This is a genomic window from Serratia sp. CY33802 (assembly GCF_052169095.1).
Taxonomy (GTDB): domain Bacteria; phylum Pseudomonadota; class Gammaproteobacteria; order Enterobacterales; family Enterobacteriaceae; genus Serratia; species Serratia bockelmannii.
On sequence record NZ_JBJNLL010000011.1, the window covers coordinates 39410 to 63401 of the forward strand.

The following is a 23992-nucleotide window of genomic DNA, read 5'->3' on the forward strand; positions in this document are numbered from 1 at the left end:
ATTATTCGTCATCGTATTGTGGCCCCGCGTAGTTGTCGAAACGCGACCACTGGCCGTTAAAGGTAAGGCGCACGGTACCGATCGGGCCGTTACGCTGCTTACCGATAATAATTTCCGCGATCCCTTTCAGATCGCTGTTCTCGTGATACACCTCATCACGATAGATGAACATAATCAGGTCGGCGTCCTGCTCGATAGAGCCGGATTCACGCAGGTCGGAGTTAACCGGGCGTTTGTCGGCGCGCTGCTCCAGGCTACGGTTCAGCTGCGACAGCGCCACCACCGGCACCTGCAGCTCTTTCGCCAGCGCCTTCAGCGAGCGCGAAATCTCGGCGATCTCCAGCGTACGGTTGTCGGACAGGGCCGGCACGCGCATCAGCTGCAGGTAGTCAATCATGATGAGGCTAAGCCCGTCGTGCTCGCGGAAAATGCGCCGCGCGCGCGAGCGCACTTCGGTCGGCGTCAGGCCGGAGGAATCGTCGATGTACATGTTGCGCTTCTCCAGCAGGATACCCATGGTGCTGGAAATGCGCGCCCAGTCCTCGTCGTCGAGCTGGCCGGTACGGATGCGCGTCTGATCCACGCGCGACAGCGACGCCAGCATACGCATCATGATCTGCTCGCCGGGCATCTCCAGGCTGAAGATCAGCACCGGTTTTTCCTGGGTCATCGCGGCGTTTTCGCACAGGTTCATGGCGAAGGTGGTTTTCCCCATCGATGGACGGGCGGCGACGATGATCAGATCGGACTTTTGCATGCCCGCGGTTTTCTTGTTGAGGTCCTGATAGCCGGTATCGACCCCGGTCACGCCGTCGTGCGGCTGCTGATACAGCTGTTCGATGCGCGACACGGTGTCTTCCAGGATGCGTTCGATGCCCTTCGGGCCTTCGTCTTTGCTGGCGCGGTTCTCGGCGATTTGGAATACGCGGGATTCCGCCAGATCGAGCAGGTCTTCGCTGCTGCGCCCCTGCGGATCGTAGCCGGCGTCGGCGATTTCGTTAGCCACCGAGATCATTTCGCGCACCACCGCGCGCTCGCGCACGATGTCGGCGTAGGCGCCGATGTTGGCGGCGCTCGGGGTGTTTTTCGACAGCTCGGCCAGGTAGGCGAAGCCGCCGACCGAGTCCAGTTCACCCTTCTGCTCGAGCGATTCGGACAGGGTGATGAGGTCGATAGGCTTGCTCATCTCCAGCAGACGCTGCATCTCGGTAAAGATCAGGCGATGTGGGCGGCTGAAGAAGTCGTTGGCGACCACGCGCTCCGCCACGTTGTCCCAGCGCTCGTTATCCAGCATCAAACCGCCCAACACCGACTGCTCGGCCTCCAGCGAGTGCGGCGGCATCTTCAGCCCTTCCATCTGACGATCTCTGGAACGCTCTCTGGTTTCGTCCGCGTTTGTTTTGTTGGTTGGTTTTTTTCCTGCCATGAAACGTAGTCTTTATCCGGTTGCGAATGAGGGTGAGGCTGCTGACGCAAGAGTATACGTGATTTTTCCGCACGATTCCGCCGCATAATTGCCACAGGCCGGCGCACGGGCAGGCTAGATCTCCGCAGCCAAAAGGCATAGGGTGAATTCAGATAACCAAATGAGGGTAGAACATGGCCAAGCGCATTCAATTCTCCGCCACCGGCGGGCCGGAAGTCTTGCAATACGTTGATTTTACACCGCTCGATCCGGCTGCCGGCGAAGTGCAGATCGAGAACAAGGCGATCGGCATCAACTACATCGACACCTATGTGCGCAGCGGACTGTACGCGCCGGCCAGCCTGCCGAGCGGCCTCGGCACCGAAGCGGCCGGCGTGGTGACCAAGGTCGGCGCCGGGGTCAGCGCGATCAAACCGGGCGACCGGGTGGTGTATGCGCAATCGGCGCTCGGCGCCTACAGCGAGATCCACAACGTCTCGGCAGAACGCGTGGCGCTGCTGCCGGGCAACCTTAGCTTTGAACAGGGTGCAGCCTCTTTCCTCAAAGGGCTGACGGTATACTACCTGCTGCGCCAGACCTATGACGTGCAACCGGGTGAAGTGTTCCTGTTCCATGCCGCGTCCGGCGGCGTCGGGCTGATCGCCTGCCAGTGGGCGAAAGCGCTGGGTGCGCGCCTGATCGGCAGCGTCGGTTCCGACGAGAAGGCCGCGCTGGCGAAACAGGCCGGCGCCTGGGCCACCATCAACTACCACAAAGAGGATATCGCCCAGCGGGTGGCCGAGCTGACGCAGGGCGAGAAGGTCGGCGTGGTGTACGATTCGGTGGGTAAAAGCACCTGGCTGGCCTCGCTCGACAGCCTGAAGCGTCGCGGCCTGATGGTCAGCTTCGGCAACGCCTCAGGCCCGGTGACCGGCGTCGATCTGGCGCTGCTGAATCAGAAGGGCTCGCTGTACGTCACCCGCCCTTCCCTCAACGGCTATATCACCAACCGCGCCGAGCTGCAGTACGCCAGCAACGAGCTGTTCTCCCTGATCGGCAGCGGCGCCATTCGGGTAGAAGTGAAAGACGAGCAGAAATTCGCGCTGGCCGACGCCCAGCGGGCACACCAAGTATTGGAAAGCCGCAGCACCAGTGGCTCCAGCCTGCTGATCCCCTGATCGCGGCCAAAGAAAAGGGCTCCTTACGGAGCCCTTTCTGTTACTGCGTTTTGTAGGGGTAGAGCAGAGTCCGCCAGAGACAGGGGGTTGCTTCAGCAACACGAATTTTGGTTGTCTCTCACGGTGATGAAATCAGTCGCATCACTGCATCGACCAACATCCTAACAGCCCCGTCCGGCAAAAAACACGCTTTATGTGCCACACCGCCGGGGAAAACTGCCAAGCTGTGATCGCTGCCGCATTAGCGTGGCGGGCAGTTATGCAAGTTTCATCGCGACTGACTGATTATTCAGCAAAAAATCAGTAACGCCTGGCCTGCGGTTTCTGCATCGAACGGTAAATCCATACCCCGACCACCGCCAAAATCAGCCACGGCAGCAGCTTAATCACCACCGCGAACAACCCGCCCAACAGCATGAACGCCGCCGCCACCAACAACGCGGCGAAGATCCCCAGCAGCGAGATGCCGGTCACCATCAGCATCACCACAAAGCCAATGAGAAAGAAGATTTCCAACATGATTGCTCCTTTGCAATACAACGTATCTGCAGAGTGGATTACAAGAAGCGTGCCAGAATGGCGGAAGGGCTAACCTATTGAAAAAATAGGACAGGCATCCGGTAACGCACCGAATGCCTGGCGAAAAACACTAACTGTTGGTCAAATTTTTTGCGGGTTACGCCATTTCGACGCGCGGCTGACGCACCAGCGCCAGCGCCTGCTCCACCACCCGCGCATCGGCGCCCGGCTTGTGGGCGTTCTCGCTCAGGTGGCGACGCCACTGGCGCGCGCCCGGCACGCCCTGGAACAAACCGAGGATGTGACGGGTGATGTGGCCGAGATAGGTGCCGTTGGACAGCTCGCGCTCGATATACGGATACAGCGCTTCGACGATCGCCACGCTGTCCGGCACCGCGGTCTGCGCGCCGAACAGTTCGCTGTCGACCCGCGCCAGGATACCCGGATTCTGATACGCCTCGCGCCCCATCATCACACCGTCCAGATGCTGCAGATGCTGCCGCGCCTCTTCCAGCGTTTTCACCCCGCCGTTAATGGCGATGGTCAGCGCCGGGAAATCCCGCTTCAGCTGATAAACGCGCGGGTAGTCCAGCGGCGGCACTTCGCGGTTCTCTTTCGGGCTGAGGCCGGAGAGCCAGGCTTTGCGAGCGTGGATAGTGAACATGTCGCACTCGCCGCGCCCGGCGACGGTCTGGATAAAGTCGCACAGGAAGGCGTAGCTGTCCTGATCGTCGATGCCGATGCGGGTCTTCACCGTCACCGGTATCGATACGACGTCGCGCATTGCCTTGATGCAGTCGGCGACCAGCGCCGCCTGGCCCATCAGACAGGCGCCGAACATGCCGTTTTGCACGCGATCGGACGGGCAGCCGACGTTGAGGTTAATCTCATCGTAACCGCGCTGCTCCGCCAGCTTGGCGCAATGCGCCAGCGCGGCCGGATCGCTGCCGCCCAGCTGCAGCGCCACCGGATGCTCTTCTTCGCTGTAGGCCAGATAGTCGCCCTTGCCGTGGATGATCGCGCCGGTGGTCACCATTTCGGTGTACAGCAGCGTTTCCTTGGTCAGCAGGCGGTGGAAGTAACGGCAATGACGATCGGTCCAGTCGAGCATCGGCGCGATGGAGAAACGATTGGCGGCGTAGGTTGGGGCGTGGTTGTCTTTCGTCATGCTGAGTTACTGGCTACCTGAGTCTGTCTGGGTTCAACGAACGGCGCGCGGCCGCAAACGGCTATTATAACGACAATCGGCGCCGTTGGGAAAACCCGCTTGCCGCCGGCAAAAATAAGCGGAGACAAGGCGAATAAACCCACTCGTTCAGGTGTTATCTCATTACGGGCGCGCACGGCGCCTCTGCCTTGAGGACACAACCATGAACAGCTTCATTAAACGCCTGCTGGCATCGGCCATTGCCGGCTGCCTGCTGTTTTCCGGCACGGCGCTGGCGATGGGCGGCGACGGCAGCAGCCAAACCCCGCCGACCTGCCCGAAAGGCCAGGTCTACGACAGCAAAACTCAGACCTGCATGGTGGATAAAAGCGGCAAGGTCGACGACGTCGACCGCACTAACTACGCCTATGCGCTGGCGAAAAGCGGCCGCTATCAGGAAGCGCTCGATATGCTCAACACGCTGAAAGATCCCAACACCGCCGTTGCGCTGAACTATCGCGGCTACGCCACGCGCAAACTTGGCCGCACCGATGAGGGTATCGGCTATTATTTAAAATCAGTAGCTCTCGATCCGAAATACCCTAAAGTGCGCGAGTACCTGGGGGAAGCCTACATGCTGAAAGGCCGACCCGATCTGGCGCGCCAGCAGCTGCAGGTGATCCAGTCGCTGTGCGGCACCAAATGCGAGGAGTACCGCGATTTGACGGCGGCCATCGACCGCCACCCGGAATCTTGATCCGACGCGCCTGCGGAGGTGACTATCAGCGGCGATGCGATACGCGATGAACTCGGCCACTATATCTCCCGCCTGTGGCGCTATGCGCTGGTGCTTTCGCACCGGCGGGATATCGCCGACGATCTGGTGCAGGCGACCTGCCTGCGTGCGCTGGAGCGCGCTGCGCAATTCACTCCCGGTTCGCACCTGGATCGCTGGTTGTTTTCCATCCTGCACTCCATCTGGCTCAATGAAGTTCGCGCCCAACATCTTCGCCAGGGGCAAGGCTGCATGGCGGCGGAAGAGCTGGGCGATGCGGACAACGGTGAACAGCCGGTCTGGCTCCATGAAGTGATGCGACGCGTCAGCCGGCTGCCGGCGGCTCAGCGCAACGCGCTGTTTCTGGTGTATATCGAAGGGCTATCCTATCGGGAGGCCGCGAAAGTGCTGGCGGTGCCAATCGGCACCGTCATGAGCCGCCTGGCGGCCGCACGCTTGGCGTTGGCCGATGACCGCCCGTTGGCAAACGACGGCCCGCACCGCAAAGAGAGCCATCCCGCCCCCTTGCCTCCTGCTCGTCGATAACGCCCTATTCCAACGAGCGGATAACCCGGCATGGCTGCCCCAGCGCCAGCACGTTGGCCGGGATGTCGCCGGTGACGATGCTGCCCGCGCCGATGGTCGTGCCGTCGCCGATGGTCACTCCCGGCAGGATCACTACGTTGCCGCCGATCCAGACGTTGTTGCCAATGGACACCGGCTGCGCCGAGGTGCGGAAAGGGAAATCCGGATCGCCGGTGAAGCGCTCTGCGGCCTCCAGCGGGTGGCTCGGCGTATAGATTTGCACGTTGGGGCCGATCAGCGTGTTGTCGCCGATGGTGATGGTATTACAATCGAGGAACACCGCATTGACGTTGATAAAACAGTTTTTACCGATGCGGACATGCTGCCCGTAGTCGCACCAGAATGGCGTTTCAATCCAACTCGCCTTCCCCCAGGCGCCAAACAGCTCGCCGAGCAGGCGGTTTTTCTCGTCCGCCTGATGCGAGTCCAGCGCCCCCAAGCTTTTGGTCAACGCCCTCGCCCGATGGTACAGGGCGATCAGTTCTTCATCGCGGCTGTTGTACTCCAGGCCGCTTAACAGCTTCTCTCTTTCCGTCATCACACAGGGCTCCTGCTCATCACGCGGGTGAAAGGCGTTATACCGCTCTCGTCCCCCGCTCTCCAGCGCTAAAACCGGCAACGTTGATTTGCCGCCCGACGGCGGGGAAAAGTTGTGATGCAACTCTCTTTTCGCGCGATCGACGCGCCTTTCCCTGCGCTATCCTCAGGGGAAAAGGGGGCAACTCTCGGCGATTCGCCGTAATCATGGTAAAATCGGCTTTTTTACGTACCGGGATATTTGCGATGAACTCAACCACCCAGGAAAAGCTGCTGGCGCAGGCTGAACGCCTCTGCCAGCAACGCAATGTGCGATTGACGCCGCAACGGCTGGAAGTGCTGCGTCTGATGACTCAGCAACCCGGTGCAATCAGCGCATATGACCTGCTCGATCTGCTGCGCGTCGCCGAACCGCAGGCCAAGCCGCCGACGGTCTACCGCGCGCTGGATTTTCTGCTGGAGCAAGGGTTTATCCATAGAGTGGAATCGGCCAACAGCTACGTGCTGTGCCACCATTTCGAACAGCCGATGCATACGTCCGCGCTGTTTATTTGCGACCGCTGCGGCCAGGTGACCGAACGCACCACCGAAGGCGTGGAGGAAACGCTGCAGAAGCTGGCGCAGGAAGCCGGATTTGCACTGCGGCACAGCGTGGTGGAAGCGCACGGTCTGTGCGCCGGTTGCGTTGAAGTTGAGGCTTGTGACAGCAAGCATGATTGCGCCGAACACGATCACAGCATCGCCATCAAGAAGAAGTAAGACGAAGTCAGGTACTTCCCTGTACCTGCAGCCGGGGCGCCAGAGGATGGAGCGACGCCGGCCTGCGCTGTTGCCGGCCGCCGTCAGTGGCGGCCCTGCGTGTTACCAGCGGTGTTTGGTGTGATCTTCCCAGGCTTTCACCTCTTTCTCGGCCGCCTCTTTCTGGTAACCGTAGCGCTCCTGGATTTTACCGACTAGCTGTTCGCGTTTCCCTTCGATGACCGTCAGATCGTCATCGGTCAGCTTGCCCCATTTTTCCTTCACTTTGCCTTTCAGCTGCTTCCAGTTACCGTCGGCTTGATCTTTATTCATAGTCTCTCCGTTAACCTGTGGTGAATCAGTGATCCCTGTCGCTGGCCGGGGTTAAACAGAAGTTTTTCTGGTTGATACTCCCTTCACCTTAAGAAGCACCGCTCCCCTTCATTCACCAGCCACATGATTCATTCTAGTTAAACATGGAAATAAAAAAGCCAAACATCAGAATAAAAAACCATTAAAAAGAAAAATAAACACAAAAAACGCTAACAAACAACGAACTAAACCGGAAGTATTCAGGCTGGAAACATGTAAGCAAACATGAATAAAAACATAAGATAAATTAATAATTAACCCAACAAAGCGTCCGGTCTAACGTGCAGCAAACCAGCTGCCGCGCACCTGATGACGGTGCCAAATCCAACCCAGCGCCACGCCACGCAACGTCAGAAACACCGCCAGCGCCAGCCAGAGCCCGTGGTTGCCTAGCAGCGGCACGCTGAACAGCGCCAAACCATATCCTGCCGCGGCCACCGCCATACTGTTACGCATCTCGGCGCCGCGCGTGGCACCGATAAACATGCCGTCCAGCAAATAGCACCACACCCCGACCAGCGGCAGAATAACCTGCCACGGTAAATAGTGGGCGGCCAACGCACGCAGCTCCGGCAAGGAGGTCAACGCCGCCACGATCTGCTGGCCGGTAACGGCATACGCCAGGCCGAAAGCCAACGCGACCAGCCCAGCCTGCCTGCAGGCCGCGTGCCACACCTTACGCAGTTGGCTGCCGTCCCGGGCACCGTAGGCGTGGCCGGAATGGGCCTCCACCGCATAAGCGAAGCCGTCGAGCGCATAGGCGGTAAACGTCAGCAGGTTCATCAACACCGCGTTAACCGCCACCACATCGCTCCCCAGGCGAGCGCCGAAAATGGTCAGCGACGCAAAACACAGCTGCAGCAGCAATGAGCGCAACATGATGTCGCGATTGAGCGCCAGCAGGCGGCGCAGATCGCCACGCCAGGCCTGACGCAGCATCGCCAGGGTAATACCGCGCAGACGCATCACTCGCCACGCCAGCCACAGGCCGAGCAATAGCGTGGCATATTCGGCGATGGCGGTGGCCGCCGCCGCCCCTCGTACGTTCCAGCCCAGGCCCATCACCAGCCAGATATCCAGCACGATGTTCAGCAGGTTGCCGACGATCAGCAGGATCACCGGCGCACGCACGTACTGCACGCCGAGCAGCCAGCCCAGCAGCACCAGGTTGGCCAGCGCCGCCGGTGCGCTCAACCAGCGGATCTCAAGAAAACGCCGCGCCTGCTCCAGCACCTCGCCATCGCCGCCGACGATCCGCAGCGCCAGTTCAATCAGCGGGTAGCGCAACAGGACGATCGCCCCCCCGGCCAACAACGCCAGCAGCAGCGGTTGCATAAAGGCGCGTGCCAGCGCCTGCGGGTTCTTCGCTCCCAGCGCCTGCGCCGCGAGGCCGGTGGTGCTCATGCGCAGGAACAGCAGCAGCATGAACAGGAAGCTGGTCGCCACCGCGCCGATCGCCACGCCTCCCAAATAGATCGGGCTGTCGAGGTGGCCGATCACCGCGGTGTCCACCAGCCCGAGCAGCGGCACGGTGATATTGGAGAAAATCATCGGCAGGGCGAGGCGCCACAGGGCTTTATCGGTGTCGCTGGTGAAGGCGGAAATCAGGCGCATGATGGGATGTTCCTGTGACAGAGTGACAAAGGGCGAAGTCAGAAACAAAAACGCCCCAAAACAGGGGCGATTGATACAGGGAGCGGCGGTGATGGCGCGGCGATTAAATCCAGTCGCCGTTGCGGATCACGCCGACCGCCAGCCCTTCGATCGTGAAATTCTGCTGGCGCAGATCGACCACGATCGGTTGGAATTCATTGTTCTCCGGCAGCAGCTCAACCACGTTACCGTGCTTTTTCAAGCGCTTGACCGTCACTTCGTCTTCGATGCGCGCGACCACGACCTGGCCGTTGCGCACGTCTTGCGTTTTGTGCACCGCCAGCAGATCGCCGTCCAGAATGCCGATGTCGCGCATCGACATGCCGTTCACCCGCAACAGGAAATCGGCGCTCGGTTTAAACAGGGAAGGATCCACCTGGTAGTGCCCTTCGATGTGCTGCTGCGCCAGCAGCGGTTCGCCGGCGGCGACGCGACCGATCAGCGGCAGCCCTTCTTCTTCTTCCATCAACAGGCGGATACCGCGCGACGCACCGGAGACGATTTCGATCACGCCTTTGCGTGCCAGCGCCTTCAGGTGCTCTTCGGCGGCGTTAGGCGAACGGAACCCCAGACGCATCGCGATCTCGGCACGCGTTGGCGGCATGCCCGTTTGCGAAATATGATCGCGAATCAGATCGTAGACCTCTTGCTGTCTGGTAGTTAGTGCTTTCATTCCGCCCCCTGTTTGTTTATACAGTCTTGCTGTGAGTATATACAGGTAAGCGCGGATTGGGAACCGAAGAATAAATAAAAATCAGTCAGTAGGCGACTTTCGTCAGCCAAAATGCTGCCACAAGACCGTGCCCCATACGAACAGCGCCAGCACGATCGCCAGCGACACCGCCGCCGATCCCATGTCCTTGGCCCGCCCGGACAGCTCATGGTGTTCGCTGCCGATGCGATCCACCACCGCCTCGATCGCGCTGTTCAGGATCTCGACGATCATCACCAGCGCCACCGATCCGATCAATAAAATGCGCGCTATCGCACCCACGTCCAGCCAGACAGCCAGTATGATAGCCAGGAGGGCCACCACCAGTTCCTGGCGGAACGCCGCCTCGTGTTGCCAGGCGGCGGAAAGCCCTTTATAAGAATAGCCGGCGGCCTTGATGATGCGGGTCAATCCGGTTGCTTGGTTTGCCATGTTTTCGTGCCTTTCTCAGAGGTCGGTCATAATAAAAAGAGTCTAGAACAGTCCGCGCTGACGGCTCTCGGTTTTCGAACACCACAGATCTGCTACCCGGTTTCTGGTATGCTTGCGGCGCATTGCTAACAAGAGGCTTCACGTTGTTATGTCAGGTTGGCGTAAAATTTATTATAAAATATTGAATTTACCACTTAAATTGTTGGTAAGAAGTAAGGTCATCCCTTCAGATCCGGTTACCGAGCTAGGGTTGGATCCCTCACGGCCGATTTTGTATGTTTTACCTTACAATTCCAAGGCGGATTTGCTGACGCTGCGCACCCAGTGCCTGGCGCAGGATCTGCCCGATCCGCTCAACGCGCTGGAGATCGACGGCACCGTGCTGCCGAGCTACGTGTTCATTCACGACGGCCCGCGCGTGTTCCGCTACTACACCCCGAAAGAAGAGTCGGTAAAGCTGTTCCACGACTATCTGGATCTGCATCGCAGCAATCCGGATCTCGACATTCAGATGCTGCCGGTTTCGGTCATGTTCGGCCGTTCGCCGGGCCGCGAAGGCCACGGCACGCCACACCTGCGTCTGTTGAACGGCGTGCAGAAATTCTTCGCCGTACTGTGGCTCGGCCGCGACAGCTTCGTGCGTTTCTCCAACACCGTTTCGCTGCGCCGCATGGCCACCGAGCACGGCACGGATAAAACCATCGCGCAGAAACTGGCGCGCGTGGCGCGCATGCACTTCTCGCGTCAGCGCCTGGCCGCGGTAGGCCCGAGCCTGCCGGCCCGTCAGGACCTGTTCAACAAGCTGTTGGCGTCCAAAGCGATCGAAAAAGCGGTCGAGGACGAAGCGCGCAGCAAGAAGATCTCGCACGAGAAGGCCCAGCAGAACGCCATCGCGCTGATGGAAGAGATCGCCGCCGATTTCTCCTACGAAACCGTGCGTCTGTCCGACCGCGTGCTGAGCTGGACCTGGAACCGGCTGTATCAGGGCATCAACGTCACCAACGCTGAGCGTGTGCGCCAGCTGGCGCAGGACGGCCACGAGATCGTCTACGTGCCCTGCCACCGCAGTCACATGGACTATCTGCTGCTGTCCTACGTGCTGTATCACCAGGGCCTGGTGCCGCCGCACATCGCTGCGGGCATCAACCTCAACTTCTGGCCGGCCGGCCCGATCTTCCGTCGCCTGGGCGCGTTCTTCATCCGCCGCACCTTCAAGGGCAACAAGCTTTACTCGACGGTGTTCCGCGAATACCTCGGCGAGCTGTTCACCCGCGGTTACTCGGTGGAATACTTCGTGGAAGGCGGCCGCTCCCGCACCGGGCGCTTGCTGGAGCCGAAGACCGGCACCCTGTCGATGACCATCCAGGCGATGCTGCGCGGCGGCACCCGTCCGATCACGCTGGTGCCGATCTACATCGGCTACGAGCACGTGATGGAAGTGGGTACCTACGCCAAAGAGCTGCGCGGCGCCACCAAGGAAAAAGAGAGCCTGCTGCAGATGCTGCGCGGCCTGCGCAAGCTGCGTAACCTGGGCCAGGGTTACGTCAACTTCGGCGAACCGCTGCCGTTGACCGCTTACCTCAACCAGCACGTGCCGCAGTGGCGCGAGTCGATCGATCCGATCGAAGCTCAGCGCCCAAGCTGGTTGACGCCGACGGTCAACGATCTCGCCGGCCAGATCATGGTGCGCATCAACAACGCCGCCGCGGCCAACGCCATGAACCTGTGTTCCACCGCGCTGCTGGCCTCGCGCCAGCGTTCGCTGACCCGCGAACAATTGCTCGAGCAGCTCGAGTGCTACCTGCAGCTGATGCGCAACGCGCCTTACGCCCATGACGTCACCGTACCATCGCAGACGCCGGACGAGCTGCTGGATCACGCGCTGAACATGAACAAGTTCGAGGTGGAAAAGGACAACATCGGCGACATCATCATCCTGCCGCGCGAGCAGGCGGTGCTGATGACCTATTACCGCAACAACATCCACCACCTGCTGGTGTTGCCGTCGCTGATCGCCAGCATCGTCATGCATCATCGCCGGGTATCGCGCGCCGAACTGCTGCGCCAGATTGGCATGATTTACCCGATGCTGAAAGCCGAGCTGTTCCTGCATAACGACAAGGAACAGCTGCCGGACGTGCTGCGGCCGATGATCGACGAGCTGATCCGCCAACAGCTTATCTGCGACAAAGGCGACGAGCTGGTGCTGAACCCGGCGCGCATTCGCCCGCTGCAGCTGCTGGCCGCCGGGGTGCGCGAAACCCTGCAACGCTACGCCATCACTATGTCGATCCTCAGCGCTAACCCGAGCATCAACCGCGGCGCGCTGGAGAAAGAAAGCCGCATCATGGCGCAGCGTCTATCGGTGCTGCACGGCATCAACGCGCCGGAGTTCTTCGACAAGGCGGTATTCTCCACCCTGGTGGCGACGCTGCGCGAAGAAGGCTATATCAACGACAGCGGCGATGCGATCCGCGAGCACACCCTCGAGGTGTACAACATGCTGAGCGATCTGATCACACCGGAAATCAAGCTGACCATCGAAAGCGTCAACATGCCGGAAGAGACCAACGCTCTGCCGCAAACCGATGCGGAAGAAGAGCAAGACGAGTGATTTCGTCCGGCGCGGAAACACAAAAGGCACCCCGAGAGGTGCCTTTTTTCTTGCTGCAGGAAACCGTTACGCAGGCAGATAACTCAGCGCGATGCCGATAAACACCACCAGCCCGACATAGTTGTTCTGCAGGAAGGCCTTGAAGCAGGCTTCGCGCTCACGCCCGGCGATCTGCTTTTGCTGGTGAATGAACAGCGCGCCCGCCAGCAACAGCGACCAGTAAAACGCGCCGCCGAGCTGCGCCAGATAACCGACCCACACCAGCAGCAGCAGCGTCGCGAACTGCAGCAACCCGACGATCAGCTTGTCATAGCGCCCGAACAGGATAGCGGTAGATTTGATACCGATCTTCAGGTCATCGTCGCGGTCGACCATCGCATACAGCGTGTCGTAGGCCACCGTCCAGCAGATGTTGGCCAGCAGCAGCAGCCAGCAGCTGAGCGGCAGCGATTCGCTGACCGCCGCATAGCCCATCGGAATGCCCCAGCCGAACGCGGCACCCAGCACGAACTGCGGCAGGTTGGTCACCCGCTTCATAAACGGATACACCCAGGCTAGCGCCAGTGCCGCCAGCGACAGCCAGATGGTCATAGCGTTCAGCGTCAATACCAGGCAGAAGGAGATCAGCACCAGCACCACGAACAGCACCTTGGCCTCTTTCGCGCTCACCCGACCGCTCGGCATCGGCCGCCCGGCGGTGCGCTTTACGTAGCCGTCCACCGCGCGATCGGCGTAGTCATTCACCACGCAGCCGGCGGCGCGCATCAGGAACACGCCGAGCACGAACACCACCAGAATCGACAGCGGCGGCACGCCTTTCCCGGCCAGCCACAGCGCCCACAGCGTCGGCCACAACAGCAACAGCGTGCCGATCGGTTTATCAATGCGCATCAAATGGCTGTAAGCCCGCCATTTACTTTGAGTCACGCTTCCCTCCAACGTCTTGCTCTCCTCTCTTATGCGGGGACCGCTGAATACAGCGGTGAAGCCGGTAAAAACAGTTCGGTCAGCAACAGCGGCTTGCCCGCCAGCCGCAGCCGTGAACGACGCGCCCACAGCGCGTCCTGTCGGCCGATATGGATATAGTCGCGGGTCAGATCGCCGCTGCTGAACAGGTAGCGCCCCAGCGGCAGCGTGCCCAGATCCACCAGCGCCTGGTCAGGGCCGGTCAGCGTATTTTCCGGGATCACCGTGCGCCCCAGCAGCCAGGGCTGGTCGTCACCCAGCAGCACCACTTCGCGCAGCCAGTAGCGCGGGCTGTTTGGCAGGTGCTTCGCCTCGTCGCCCAGCGCCTCGCGCGTGACGAAGCATTCGCGCTGCGGTTCGACGCGCACCTGGGCGCAATGGCGTTCAAATCGGCGGGTCATGGAGCCTAACTCCATCAGCCAATCGCTGACGGCGGCGGGCGCCGGAGGATCCTGTTCGGACAACCACTCCAGCGGCGGCAGGATGGAATCCCTGATGCCAGACATTGCTTTACTCCTCGCCTGAACCGCAGCCGGTACGGCGCGCCAGACGATACAAACTGTTAACAGGCCCCCATTGTAGCGCAGAAATACGAAAGCGGCAGGCTGATTCGTGGCGAAAACGGCAGGCCTATCGGCCGGAAAAACCGGGGTTCTGTCATCTTTTTGCCATCCGCCTTCTCTATCTTCATTTCCCGGCGCGCTGACGATTCTGTGATCGCCCGCAAAGTTTCAGCTTCCTCGCGTTGTGTTATCTACGCGCGTAGATACCCTGATACAGCAGCGTTGAATCGCCATGCGTCCGACATGATTTGTCGGCACACCTTTGTTGCCGGCACCAGGGAAACCATCTTTAACCGCGCCCCTCCAGGCGCAGAACAAAAGAGGATAGCACTGCCATGAGCGAAACAACGCTTGCCCCTTCACAGACCGCCGACGCCGCGCTGGCGGCCGATGAACGCCTGGCAACCAAAGAGGGGCGCAGCCAATTTTGGCGCGCCACCTTCTCCTGCTGGCTCGGCACCGCCATGGAATACGTCGACTTCGCGCTGTACGGCCTGGCAGCCGGCATGGTGTTCGGCGACGTGTTCTTCCCGGAAGCCACGCCGCTGGTGGCGCTGCTGGCCAGTTTCGCCACCTACTCCGTCGGCTTCGTCGCGCGGCCGATCGGTGCGCTGGTGTTCGGCTGGATCGGCGATCGCAAAGGCCGCCGCGTGGTGCTGATCACCACCGTGGCGCTGATGGGCCTCTCCACCACGCTGATCGGCCTGATCCCCTCCTATGCGCAAATCGGCGTCTGGGCGCCCGCCTGCCTAGTGATCCTGCGCTTCGCGCAGGGGTTCGGCGCCGGTGCGGAACTGTCCGGCGGCGCGGTGATGCTGGCGGAATACGCGCCGGCCAAACGGCGCGGGCTGGTGGCGTCGATCATCGCCATTGGCTCGAACAGCGGCACTCTGCTGGCGTCGCTGGTATGGCTGCTGGTACTGCAGCTGGACAAGGAAGATCTGATGAGCTGGGGCTGGCGCATTCCGTTCCTCGCCAGCATTCTGATCGCCGGTGCGGCGCTGTACCTGCGTCGCCACGTGCGGGAAACGCCGGTCTTCGAACGCGAGCTGCAACAAAACCACCAGCGCATGCTGGACGCCGCCCAGGCCGCGCCGGATACGCGCAGCTACCTGCAGCGCACCAAGGCGTTCTGGGTGATGCTCGGCCTGCGCATCGGCGAAAACGGCCCTTCCTACCTGTGCCAGGGCTTTATCGTCGGCTATGTCGCCAAGGTGCTGATGGTCGATAAATCGGTGCCGGCGCTGGCGGTGTTGATCGCCTCGCTGTGCGGTTTTCTGGTGATCCCGCTGGCCGGCTGGCTGTCCGATCGCTTCGGCCGCCGCATCACCTACCGCTGGTTCTGCCTGCTGCTGGTGCTGTACGCCTTCCCGGCGTTCTGGCTGCTCGACAGCCGTGAACCAGCGATCGTCATCTCGGTGATCGTGGTCGGCATGTGCATCGCATCGCTGGGGATCTTCGGCGTGCAGGCGGCCTACGGCGTCGAACTGTTCGGCGTGAAGAATCGCTACTCCAAGATGGCGTTCGCCAAAGAGCTCGGTTCGATCCTCTCCGGCGGCACCGCGCCGCTGATCGCCACCGCGCTGCTGTCCGGTTTCGGTCACTGGTGGCCTGTCGCCTGCTATTTTGTTGTAATGGCGGCCATCGGCTTAATCACCACCTTCTTTGCTCCCGAAACCCGCGGCCGCGATCTCAACCTGCCGCAGGATGCCGCGTAGCGAGAAGGCGAACAGGAACCCAATTTGGATAATCACTCCGCGCGACGCGTTACCCGCGCCGACGTGGCCCGCGTAGCGGGCACCTCCGTCGCCGTGGTCAGCTATGTGATCAACAACGGCCCGCGCCCGGTGGCGGAAGCCACCCGGCTGCGCGTGCTGGCGGCGATCGAGCAGACCGGCTACCGGCCTAACGACATCGCGCGGGCATTGGCCTCCGGCAGCACGCAAACCTACGGGCTGGTGGTGCCGGATATTTCCAACCCTTTCTTCGCCACGCTGGCGCGGGCGCTGCAGCAAGAGGCCTTCAGCCGCGGCCGCGTGCTGCTGCTGGGTGACGCCGGCGATGACCGGCAGCGTGAGTATGAGCTGATCAACAACCTGCTGCGCCGCCAGGTCGACGGCCTGCTGTACACCAGCGTCGATCGCCATCCGTGGTTCGAGCTGATCCGCGCCTCCGGCACGCCCTGCGTGATGATAGACACCATCGACAGCCAGGCCGGCGTCTGCGCCATCCGCGTCGACGAGCGCGACGCCGCCTGCCAGGCGACCCGCCATCTGCTGCAGCACGGCTATCGCGACATCGGCATTTTTATCGGCCCGCTGACCATGCTCAACGCGCAGGATCGCCTGAACGGCTGGCGCGATGCGCTGCTGGAGGCGGGCATTGCGCCGCGCGACGAGTGGATTTTCGAGGTGCCCTACACCCGCCAGGGCGGCTACCAGGCCACCCAGTGCCTGGTGCAAGGCCCACGCCCACGCGCCGTTTTCACCTCTAACGAACAGCAGGCGCTCGGCTGCCTGTCGGCGCTGGCAGAGCATGGGTTGCGCGCACCGGACGATCTGGCGCTGATTTGTTTTAACGGCACGCAGCAATCCGAATTCAGCGTGCCGCCGCTCAGCGCGGTCGAGCAGCCGATCGACGCCATGGCCAAGCGGGCCATCGCCATGCTGGCCGCCGGTGCCGCGCCCGCCGAGCTGCATGAATTCGCTTTTCAACTGCGCATCCGCCATTCATGCGGCTGTTAGCGGGTTTTCAGGACACCTTATATGCGTTTAATCATTGATTGCGATCCCGGCAATGGCGTCCCCGGCGCCAACGTCGACGACGGGCTGGCGCTGGCCCTGGCGCTGGCGGCCAAACCGCAGCTGCAGCTGGAGCTGATCAGCATCGTGGCCGGCAACACCCCGCGCGAAGTGGGCTTCGCCGTCACCACCGATCTGCTGGCGCAGAGCGGCTATCAGGTTCCTGTCGCCCTCGGCGCGGCGCGCGCCCTGAGTGAGCCGCCGGAGCCGTGGCGCGCGCATCTGGACCGCCCGATCGCCGATCCCAAGCTGGCAGCGCTGTGGCGCGACTTGCCCGCGCCCTCACTCACCAACGCGCCCGCACCGGACGCCGCCATCGCCATCGGCGAGCTGATCTGCCGCCATCCCGGCGAGATCACGCTGGCGGCGATCGGCCCGCTGACCAACGTTGCGCACGCCATGCAGCTTTACCCGCAGATGGCGCAGGCGGTGAAAGAGATCGTGATCATGGGCGGCGTGTTCAACGTCGAGGGATACATCAAGGACACCAATTTCGGCCTGGATCCGGAAGCGGCGCGGCTGGTGCTGAACAGCGGCGCCGCTATCACGCTGGCGCCGCTGGATGTCACCACCCAGACCATGCTGACCCAGGCGGATCTGGCCGCACTGACGCAGCCGGATACGCCGCTGTGCCGCTATTTGCGCGCCACCACGCAGCCGTGGATCGACTATTCGCGCCATACGCGGCGCCTGCCGGGCTGCTGGATCCATGATGCACTGGTGATCGCCTGGCTGCTGGAACCGCAGCTGGTCACGACCGAAATGTTCCATGTGGATGTGGCGCTGGAAGGGGCGTTGACGCGCGGCAGCTCACGCCGTTGGCGGCCGGACAGCCTACGCCTGACGGTCGGCATGCCGCCGCCGCAGGGCAAGCCGGTGCGCATCATGCAGCAGGTGGACAACGCCCGTCTACTGGCGTTGATCGGCGCAACGCTGGCGCGCGGATGAAAAAAGGTGCGCCAAGGCGCACCAATCATCGAGCCAGCATCGGCAGCGCTGGGTGTTACCCCTTGCCTTTAACGCTGCTGATAAACGTTTTACGCGCAGTGGTCGAGCCCAACTTCTCGGCCTCATTCATCAGTTTCAGCGCCTTGTCGATATCGCCCGCCTTCACCGCCTGCTTGATGCCATTATTGAAGTAGCTTTCGGTATCGTTGAGCATCGGCTCCGCCGGTTTCTCTGGGGTCGGTGCCGGCGCCGCCACGGCGGCCGGTGCGGTTGATCCTACCACCACCGGCGCCACGGTCGGCGCAGGCTGCAGCATACCGATCATCACGTTGCCGGTGCCCTGTTCCGCGGTCACCTTGAGCTTCAGCGTGCCGCTCGTCGCGTGGCCGGCGATTGGATCCGGGATATCCGGCACCGCGTTGCCCACGCCCTGCGCATAGGCCTTGGCCGGATTGGTCAACTGCGTGGTTTTCGCCAAGTCCTGCCGAGTGGTGTACACCAGCAGGTAAATCTGTTTTTGACCAAGCGCCGGCGTCAGTTTCAACGTGCCTTCGAGGCGATCGGAGGACATTGCTCCCGGCGGCTGGTAAGGGAAATAGCTGCTCGGGTAATACGCCGCCGGGCGCAGATGCTCGTCCAGCACCAGCACGCTCGGCGCGTACAGCGAATTGTTTTTAGCGAGGCTGCTCAGCGTCACTTCCAGCGAGCCGCGATCGGCCGGCAGCGTATAGGCGGCGATCGCCCCCTGGATCTCGCCCTGATTGAGCTGCGGGCTGACGGCGTCGAGCTTCACTTCTTGCGACACCGGCGGCTGCAGCGGCTGCCACGGCAGGCTTTGCAGCGTGGCGGCGCTGATGGCCGGCGCGACGGAAACGTTGGCCGGCGTCTCGGCGTTGGCCGCCAGAGGCGCGCCGACGGTCAGCGCCAGCGACAGGCAGAGTGACAGCAGATTCTTTTTCATCGTTATATCCTCTTTCAGCGCCGCGGCGGATCAGGCAAGAGATCCGGCCGCGGCGAATGCGGTTGGGAGAGAGCCGGCGGCCCTCCCCGTCCTGTCGTCGTTACCACCAAATTTCCATCTGGGCGCCGAAGGTGACTTCGTCATCCTTGCCGCGGCTGAAGGTATGCATGCTGGTGTCGTTGTAAGCGGTGCCGGCGTTATACCCGGTGTCATCGCCGGTGGCGTAGCCCCACTTCTCATCCCACTTGGCGTAGGTGGCGAACAGGCGGATGGCCGGACGCGACCAGATGCTGTTGCCCGCCTGCCATTGCTGCGCCAGGGTCACTTTATACTGGCCGTTGCGATCGCCGGTGCGCTGGGATTTGACGTTGTCATAGCCCGCCTCCAGCAAGGTGCTCATGATCGGCGTCCATTTGTACATCGGGCGCACGCCCACGGTGTACCAGGTGGTGCCGTTGTTGTTGTCGCGGTCGATGTCCTGGAACATGGCGACGTACATCAGTGCCCACTGATCGTTGAAGTCGATGGCGCCGTGATCCAACACGCGGATCATCTTGCCGTTGTTATCAATGGTGGCGCCTTCGTTGCGGCCGTTGTTCTGCGAGGTCATCGAGTCGGTGGCGTACTGCAGCACGAACTTGTTGTAACCGTTCAGGATACTCTGCGTGTGTTCGGCGGTGAACATCCAGCCGTCTTTGCTGGCGCCGTCGGCCAGGCGGTAGTTATCCTGCGCATTGGCGCGGCCGTAGTCCACGCCCAGCTCCAGGGTGCCGCCCGGGTTCAGCTCCAGCCCGGCCAAGCGCACGTCGAAGGTGTCGTTGACGGTTGGACGCTGTTTCCATTCGTTATCCAGGTAGCCGTAAGAGCCGCCGGACTCCGAGTTGCGGGTCACGGCAGCGGACAGCTTGCCGAAGCCCAGATCGATGTTTTCCAGACCGGCGCCCGGGCCGGAGATATCCCAGTAGTAGAAGTCGATCATGTGAACGTCATGACGCTGATAGAAGCGCTTACCGGCCCACAGCGTGGAGCCCGGCAGCCACTCGATCAGGTTTTTACCCTGCACGTTGACTTCGCGGAAGCCCGGGGTCACATCTTCCCAGTCGGAACGCTGCGAGACCGAATAGGCCAGGTTAGTGTCGAAATAGAAGCTCTTGTCGCCTTCTTTCCACACTTCCTGCCCCAGTTTCAGTTCGGCGTAGGTTTCGCATTCGTTGCCGAGACGGTATTTACTCGCGGCGCCGGTGGCCTTGAAACACTGTTGCTCACCGCCGCTGCCGGTCCAGCCGATGCCGGAACGGGCGTAACCGTGGAAATCCACGGCCAGCGCCTGAGTAGAGAGAACACCGGCGGCGACAGCCAGTGCCAGAGGAAGTTTGCGCAGAGTAGTCATCATTATTCTCCTGTTATACCGACTTTGATGCTTTAAACGCCCGGCTCCTGGTGCAGCCGTTTACATGCCGTACCGTCTTCACGGAACAGGTGGCAGCGGTGAGGCGGCAGGCCGATGGCGAATGTGGCACCTTCTTCTACCAGCACCACGTCATTCTGGCGGTACACCAGGTTTTGACGGATGGCCGGGATTTGGATGTGGATTTGCGTCTCGTTGCCGAGCTGCTCCACCACCTGTACGTCGCCGGTAAGCCGCACTTCTGAGGCTTCGCCGGGCAGCAGATGTTCAGGGCGAATGCCCAGTGACAGGTTGGCGCCGGGTTGAACGCCCGCGCCTTCCACCGGCAGCCAGACCAGCTGGCGGTTGGGCAGTTCGACCTGCACCTGTTGCGGCTCCGCCGCGGTCACCTTGACCGGCAGGAAGTTCATCTTCGGCGAGCCGATAAACCCGGCGACGAAGCGGTTGGCCGGGTAGTGATACAGTTCCAGCGGCTTGCCGACCTGCGCCACGCGACCGGCATCGAGCACCACGATCTTGTCGGCCAGCGTCATCGCTTCGACCTGATCGTGGGTGACGTAAATCATGGTGCGCTGCAGGCGCTTGTGCAGACGGGAGATCTCGATGCGCATCTGCACCCGCAGCGCGGCGTCGAGGTTGGACAGCGGTTCGTCAAGCAGGAATACGTCCGGCTCGGCCACCAGCGTGCGGCCGATCGCCACGCGCTGACGCTGCCCGCCGGACAGCGCCTTCGGCCGCCGGTCGAGCAGGTGCGCCAGTTGCAGCACCTCGGAAACCTGGTTCACCCGTTGATTGATTTCCGCTTTCTTGGCGCCGGCCAGCTTCAGGCCGAACGACATGTTGTCCGCCACCGACAGGTGCGGATACAGCGCGTAGGACTGGAACACCATGCCGATGCCGCGCTCGGAAGGCGGCACCTCATTCATACGTTTCTCGCCGATCAGCAGTTCGCCGGAGGTGATGTCCTCCAGCCCGGCGATCATGCGCAGCAGCGTCGATTTACCGCAGCCCGAAGGCCCGACAAACACCACAAACTCGCCGTCTTCGATGGTCAGATTGACGTCTTTGGAAATCACGGCCTCACCGAAGGCCTTATAAACGCTGCGCAGTGTCACGCTAGCCATGCGTTACTCCCCTGCTTTCGCAGTTAACATGTCGTGTGAAAATGGCGGAGGCAAAGCCCGCCAAAACCCATTGATGACCCTCTTGCTGCGCGCCGTGCTGCCATGCCAACGGCAAGGTCGCCTCAGACGGCGCGGCCGCCTGAGTATAAGGCTGCAGGTTTATCAGCGCTTCAAGGCATTGATCCTGATGGGTAATAAGTAAGCGCACCACGCCATCGCGCTGGCTGACTTCGTTCAGTTCGCCGTGCTGGATGAGCGGCGAACGACGCAGGGCCAACAGCGCCTGGCAGTAACGTAAGGTGGAGTGGCTGTCGTGCTGTTGGCGGCTGATGGCCAATGCGCGGTGTTCGATCGCCACCTGTTGATACCAGCTGATTTCGCCGGCGGTGACCTGTTCGGGGGCTTCGTGCCACGGCATCGGCGTTTGCGCGCCGCGCGGATCTTGCAGGCCGGCGGCATGCGGCAGCCCCAGCTCCTCGCCCTGATACAGGCAGATTGGCGCCGGTAGCATCGCCAGCAGCGTCAGAAAGGCGGCGGCGGAACGCAGGTCGCCCTGCCCCCAGCGGCTGACCACCCGGGGCTGATCGGCGTCCCCGGTGCTCCACAGGCTGTCCGCCAATGTGGTACGACGGGCGTGCAGCACCGCCACCAGCTTCTCCGCGCTGAACGGCATCACGTCCAGCGCCAGCGCACCGTGGGCGAACCGCCGCGGCGCGACGGCATTGCGAACGCGGTTGGCTTCATCGCCGTACCACAGCGTCAGCCCTTCGCCCGTCACCGTCGCCTCGGCCCCCGGCGCCAGCGTCTGCGGCAGCAACAGGCCGTCGATCGACAGCGCTTTCAGATACGGCAGCGCCGCCAGCATGCCGTGCGCGTCGCCCACGCCGTCCCCGTTTCCGTCACGGAAACTGGCCGGATGGATCCGGTACAGGGTGGGCTGAGTAGCGATAGGCGTTGACGACATAAATCCGGTATCCCTGCTGCGCGTAGCGTTGAAAATCAATGGGCCGATAGTGCGGGAGTCGCCGGAAAGGGTAATCATCCGTAACAAGATTTTTCATGGGGGAGGAGGCGGGAGGATGAGAGAACGACCGCGGCGATGAGAAGTTCCGCGCTTAAGGCAATTCTGTGATCCGGCTGGCAAAAATCGCCCCCCTATTTTGTGCCTGACGCCACAGAATAGAGCGCAACGTTAACTGGATCACACTCCTCATCTCAGGGGCGTAGAGGGGGGGAGGATGAGAATATGTCGCGTTGTGACCCACTATTACCGCGAAACGTCTCTCCTTGATTTATGTGCCCACAAAAAGAAGGACTGGATTATGACTCGCAGCATTACCCTCGCCCGCACGCTGGCGCTCTCGGCACTGGCCACCCTGGTGCTCTCTTCTTCCGCCTTCGCCAAGATCGAGGAAGGCAAACTGGTTATCTGGATCAACGGCGACAAGGGCTATAACGGCCTGGCCGAAGTCGGCAAGAAATTCGAAAAAGACACCGGCATCAAAGTCACCGTCGAGCACCCGGACAAGCTGGAAGAGAAATACCCGCAGGTGGCCGCCACCGGTGACGGCCCTGACATCATCTTCTGGGCCCACGACCGCTTCGGCGGCTATGCGCAGTCCGGCCTGTTGGCCGAAATCCACCCGTCCAAAGCCTTCCAGGACAAGCTGTTCCCGTTCACCTGGGACGCCGTGCGCTATGACGGCAAGCTGATCGGCTACCCGATCGCCGTCGAGGCGCTGTCGCTGATTTATAACAAAGACCTGGTCAAACAGCCGCCGAAGACCTGGGAAGAAATCCCGGCGCTGGACAAACAGCTGCGCGCCAACGGCAAGAGCGCCATCATGTGGAACCTGCAGGAACCCTACTTCACCTGGCCTATCATCGCCGCCGACGGCGGTTATGCCTTCAAGTATGAAAACGGCAAATACAACATCAAGGATGTCGGCGTCGCCAACGCCGGTTCGCAGGCCGGTCTGCAGTTCATCGTCGATCTGGTGAAAAACAAACACATCAACGCCGATACCGACTACTCGATCGCCGAAGCCGCGTTCAACAAAGGCCAGACCGCGATGACCATCAACGGGCCGTGGGCCTGGAACAACATCGAGCAGAGCAAAATCAACTACGGCGTGACGCTGCTGCCGACCTTCAAAGGCAAGCCGTCCAAGCCGTTCGTCGGCGTGCTGACCGCCGGCATCAACGCCGCCAGCCCGAATAAAGAGCTGGCGACCGAGTTCCTCGAGAACTACCTGCTGACCAACGAAGGGCTGGCGGACGTCAACAAAGACAAACCGCTGGGCGCGGTGGCGCTGAAGTCCTATCAGGAAGCGCTAGCCAAAGATCCGAAGATAGCGGCCACCATGCAGAACTCGCAAAACGGGGAAATCATGCCGAACATCCCGCAGATGAGCGCCTTCTGGTACGCCGAACGCAGCGCGGTGATCAACGCCGTCAGCGGCCGTCAGACGGTGAAAGCCGCGCTGGACGACGTGCAGACCCGTATCACCAAGTAACGACGTCGTGCGGGGTGCCACGGTGCCCCGCCGTTGCT

Annotated in this window: 23 protein-coding genes; 9 read left to right on the forward strand and 14 right to left on the reverse strand. The window is 61.6% G+C overall.

The window, feature by feature from the left end:
* Position 1 precedes the first annotated feature (1 nt).
* A complete protein-coding gene (gene dnaB, locus ACJ8HA_RS22550; protein ID WP_025160134.1) occupies positions 2-1426 on the reverse strand; it encodes a replicative DNA helicase in 1425 nt (474 codons plus the stop codon).
* 173 nt (positions 1427-1599) lie between these two features.
* On the opposite strand from dnaB, the gene ACJ8HA_RS22555 reads away from it, so the two are divergent.
* Positions 1600-2583: a quinone oxidoreductase gene (locus ACJ8HA_RS22555; protein WP_060448014.1), complete on the forward strand. Its 984-nt coding sequence runs from the start codon at positions 1600-1602 to the stop codon at positions 2581-2583.
* Between the two features lie 300 nt (positions 2584-2883).
* Here the strand turns inward: ACJ8HA_RS22555 and pspG are convergent, their stop codons facing one another.
* Positions 2884-3102, reverse strand: a complete 219-nt coding sequence (pspG, locus tag ACJ8HA_RS22560) for an envelope stress response protein PspG (protein WP_025304448.1) — start codon at positions 3100-3102, stop codon at positions 2884-2886.
* A 157-nt stretch (positions 3103-3259) separates the two neighbouring features.
* Complete coding sequence (gene dusA / locus ACJ8HA_RS22565; protein ID WP_042785464.1) at positions 3260-4270, reverse strand: tRNA dihydrouridine(20/20a) synthase DusA; 1011 nt, start codon at positions 4268-4270, stop codon at positions 3260-3262.
* Positions 4271-4472: 202 nt separating this feature from the next.
* Here dusA and ACJ8HA_RS22570 point away from each other — a divergent pair, with 202 nt between their 5' ends.
* Both ACJ8HA_RS22570 and ACJ8HA_RS22575 read left to right on the forward strand, forming a co-directional pair.
* Positions 4473-5006 carry a tetratricopeptide repeat protein gene (locus ACJ8HA_RS22570; protein WP_197813174.1) on the forward strand — a complete coding sequence of 178 codons (534 nt, stop codon included), beginning with the start codon at positions 4473-4475 and terminating at the stop codon, positions 5004-5006.
* An 18-nt stretch (positions 5007-5024) separates the two neighbouring features.
* Entirely contained in the window at positions 5025-5570 is a 546-nt protein-coding gene (locus ACJ8HA_RS22575; RefSeq protein WP_197813173.1) for an RNA polymerase sigma factor, read from the forward strand.
* 4 nt (positions 5571-5574) lie between these two features.
* Here ACJ8HA_RS22575 and ACJ8HA_RS22580 read toward each other — a convergent pair whose 3' ends face one another.
* Entirely contained in the window at positions 5575-6147 is a 573-nt protein-coding gene (locus ACJ8HA_RS22580) for a sugar O-acetyltransferase (protein WP_197813451.1), read from the reverse strand.
* A gap of 245 nt (positions 6148-6392) precedes the next feature.
* Between ACJ8HA_RS22580 and zur the strand changes: the two genes are divergently transcribed.
* Complete coding sequence (gene zur / locus ACJ8HA_RS22585; protein ID WP_015379223.1) at positions 6393-6905, forward strand: zinc uptake transcriptional repressor Zur; 513 nt, start codon at positions 6393-6395, stop codon at positions 6903-6905.
* A 102-nt stretch (positions 6906-7007) separates the two neighbouring features.
* Here zur and ACJ8HA_RS22590 read toward each other — a convergent pair whose 3' ends face one another.
* The 4 genes from ACJ8HA_RS22590 to ACJ8HA_RS22605 form a co-directional block, all read right to left on the reverse strand.
* Positions 7008-7217: a CsbD family protein gene (locus ACJ8HA_RS22590; RefSeq protein WP_004936743.1), complete on the reverse strand. Its 210-nt coding sequence runs from the start codon at positions 7215-7217 to the stop codon at positions 7008-7010.
* Positions 7218-7532: 315 nt separating this feature from the next.
* Positions 7533-8870 (reverse strand): MATE family efflux transporter DinF, encoded by a 1338-nt coding sequence (gene dinF, locus ACJ8HA_RS22595; RefSeq protein WP_049296289.1) that lies wholly within the window; start codon positions 8868-8870, stop codon positions 7533-7535.
* 103 nt (positions 8871-8973) lie between these two features.
* The gene (gene lexA / locus ACJ8HA_RS22600) at positions 8974-9582 is read right to left on the reverse strand and encodes a transcriptional repressor LexA (RefSeq protein ID WP_025160136.1); all 609 of its coding nucleotides are present in this window, start codon (positions 9580-9582) and stop codon (positions 8974-8976) included.
* A gap of 102 nt (positions 9583-9684) precedes the next feature.
* Positions 9685-10053: a diacylglycerol kinase gene (locus ACJ8HA_RS22605; protein ID WP_197813171.1), complete on the reverse strand. Its 369-nt coding sequence runs from the start codon at positions 10051-10053 to the stop codon at positions 9685-9687.
* Between the two features lie 148 nt (positions 10054-10201).
* Here ACJ8HA_RS22605 and plsB point away from each other — a divergent pair, with 148 nt between their 5' ends.
* Complete coding sequence (gene plsB / locus ACJ8HA_RS22610; RefSeq protein WP_164099888.1) at positions 10202-12667, forward strand: glycerol-3-phosphate 1-O-acyltransferase PlsB; 2466 nt, start codon at positions 10202-10204, stop codon at positions 12665-12667.
* A gap of 66 nt (positions 12668-12733) precedes the next feature.
* Here the strand turns inward: plsB and ubiA are convergent, their stop codons facing one another.
* Both ubiA and ubiC read right to left on the reverse strand, forming a co-directional pair.
* Positions 12734-13606 (reverse strand): 4-hydroxybenzoate octaprenyltransferase, encoded by an 873-nt coding sequence (ubiA, locus tag ACJ8HA_RS22615; RefSeq protein WP_025304455.1) that lies wholly within the window; start codon positions 13604-13606, stop codon positions 12734-12736.
* A 17-nt stretch (positions 13607-13623) separates the two neighbouring features.
* Entirely contained in the window at positions 13624-14139 is a 516-nt protein-coding gene (ubiC, locus tag ACJ8HA_RS22620; protein ID WP_084827467.1) for a chorismate lyase, read from the reverse strand.
* Positions 14140-14531: 392 nt separating this feature from the next.
* Here ubiC and ACJ8HA_RS22625 point away from each other — a divergent pair, with 392 nt between their 5' ends.
* Genes ACJ8HA_RS22625 through ACJ8HA_RS22635 form a run of 3 tightly spaced genes read left to right on the forward strand, consistent with a single transcriptional unit; the run spans position 14532 to position 17945 of the window.
* A complete protein-coding gene (locus ACJ8HA_RS22625; protein ID WP_043139666.1) occupies positions 14532-15914 on the forward strand; it encodes an MFS transporter in 1383 nt (460 codons plus the stop codon).
* Positions 15915-15938: 24 nt separating this feature from the next.
* The gene (locus tag ACJ8HA_RS22630) at positions 15939-16940 is read left to right on the forward strand and encodes a LacI family DNA-binding transcriptional regulator (RefSeq protein ID WP_025304458.1); all 1002 of its coding nucleotides are present in this window, start codon (positions 15939-15941) and stop codon (positions 16938-16940) included.
* 21 nt (positions 16941-16961) lie between these two features.
* A complete protein-coding gene (locus tag ACJ8HA_RS22635) occupies positions 16962-17945 on the forward strand; it encodes a nucleoside hydrolase (RefSeq protein ID WP_442515526.1) in 984 nt (327 codons plus the stop codon).
* 55 nt (positions 17946-18000) lie between these two features.
* Here ACJ8HA_RS22635 and malM read toward each other — a convergent pair whose 3' ends face one another.
* From malM to ACJ8HA_RS22655, 4 genes are all read right to left on the reverse strand, one after another.
* Entirely contained in the window at positions 18001-18906 is a 906-nt protein-coding gene (malM, locus tag ACJ8HA_RS22640) for a maltose operon protein MalM (protein ID WP_025304460.1), read from the reverse strand.
* A 100-nt stretch (positions 18907-19006) separates the two neighbouring features.
* Complete coding sequence (locus ACJ8HA_RS22645; protein ID WP_025304461.1) at positions 19007-20296, reverse strand: maltoporin; 1290 nt, start codon at positions 20294-20296, stop codon at positions 19007-19009.
* A gap of 32 nt (positions 20297-20328) precedes the next feature.
* On the reverse strand, positions 20329-21438 hold the full coding sequence (gene malK, locus ACJ8HA_RS22650; RefSeq protein ID WP_025304462.1) for a maltose/maltodextrin ABC transporter ATP-binding protein MalK: 1110 nt from the start codon (positions 21436-21438) through the stop codon (positions 20329-20331).
* Positions 21431-22402, reverse strand: coding sequence for an alpha-amylase family glycosyl hydrolase (locus tag ACJ8HA_RS22655; RefSeq protein WP_060434752.1), 972 nt, complete (start codon positions 22400-22402; stop codon positions 21431-21433). The genes malK and ACJ8HA_RS22655 overlap by 8 nt, the downstream gene beginning before the upstream one ends.
* 358 nt (positions 22403-22760) lie before the next feature.
* Between ACJ8HA_RS22655 and malE the strand changes: the two genes are divergently transcribed.
* Positions 22761-23954: a maltose/maltodextrin ABC transporter substrate-binding protein MalE gene (malE, locus tag ACJ8HA_RS22660; RefSeq protein WP_025304464.1), complete on the forward strand. Its 1194-nt coding sequence runs from the start codon at positions 22761-22763 to the stop codon at positions 23952-23954.
* Positions 23955-23992: the final 38 nt, after the last annotated feature.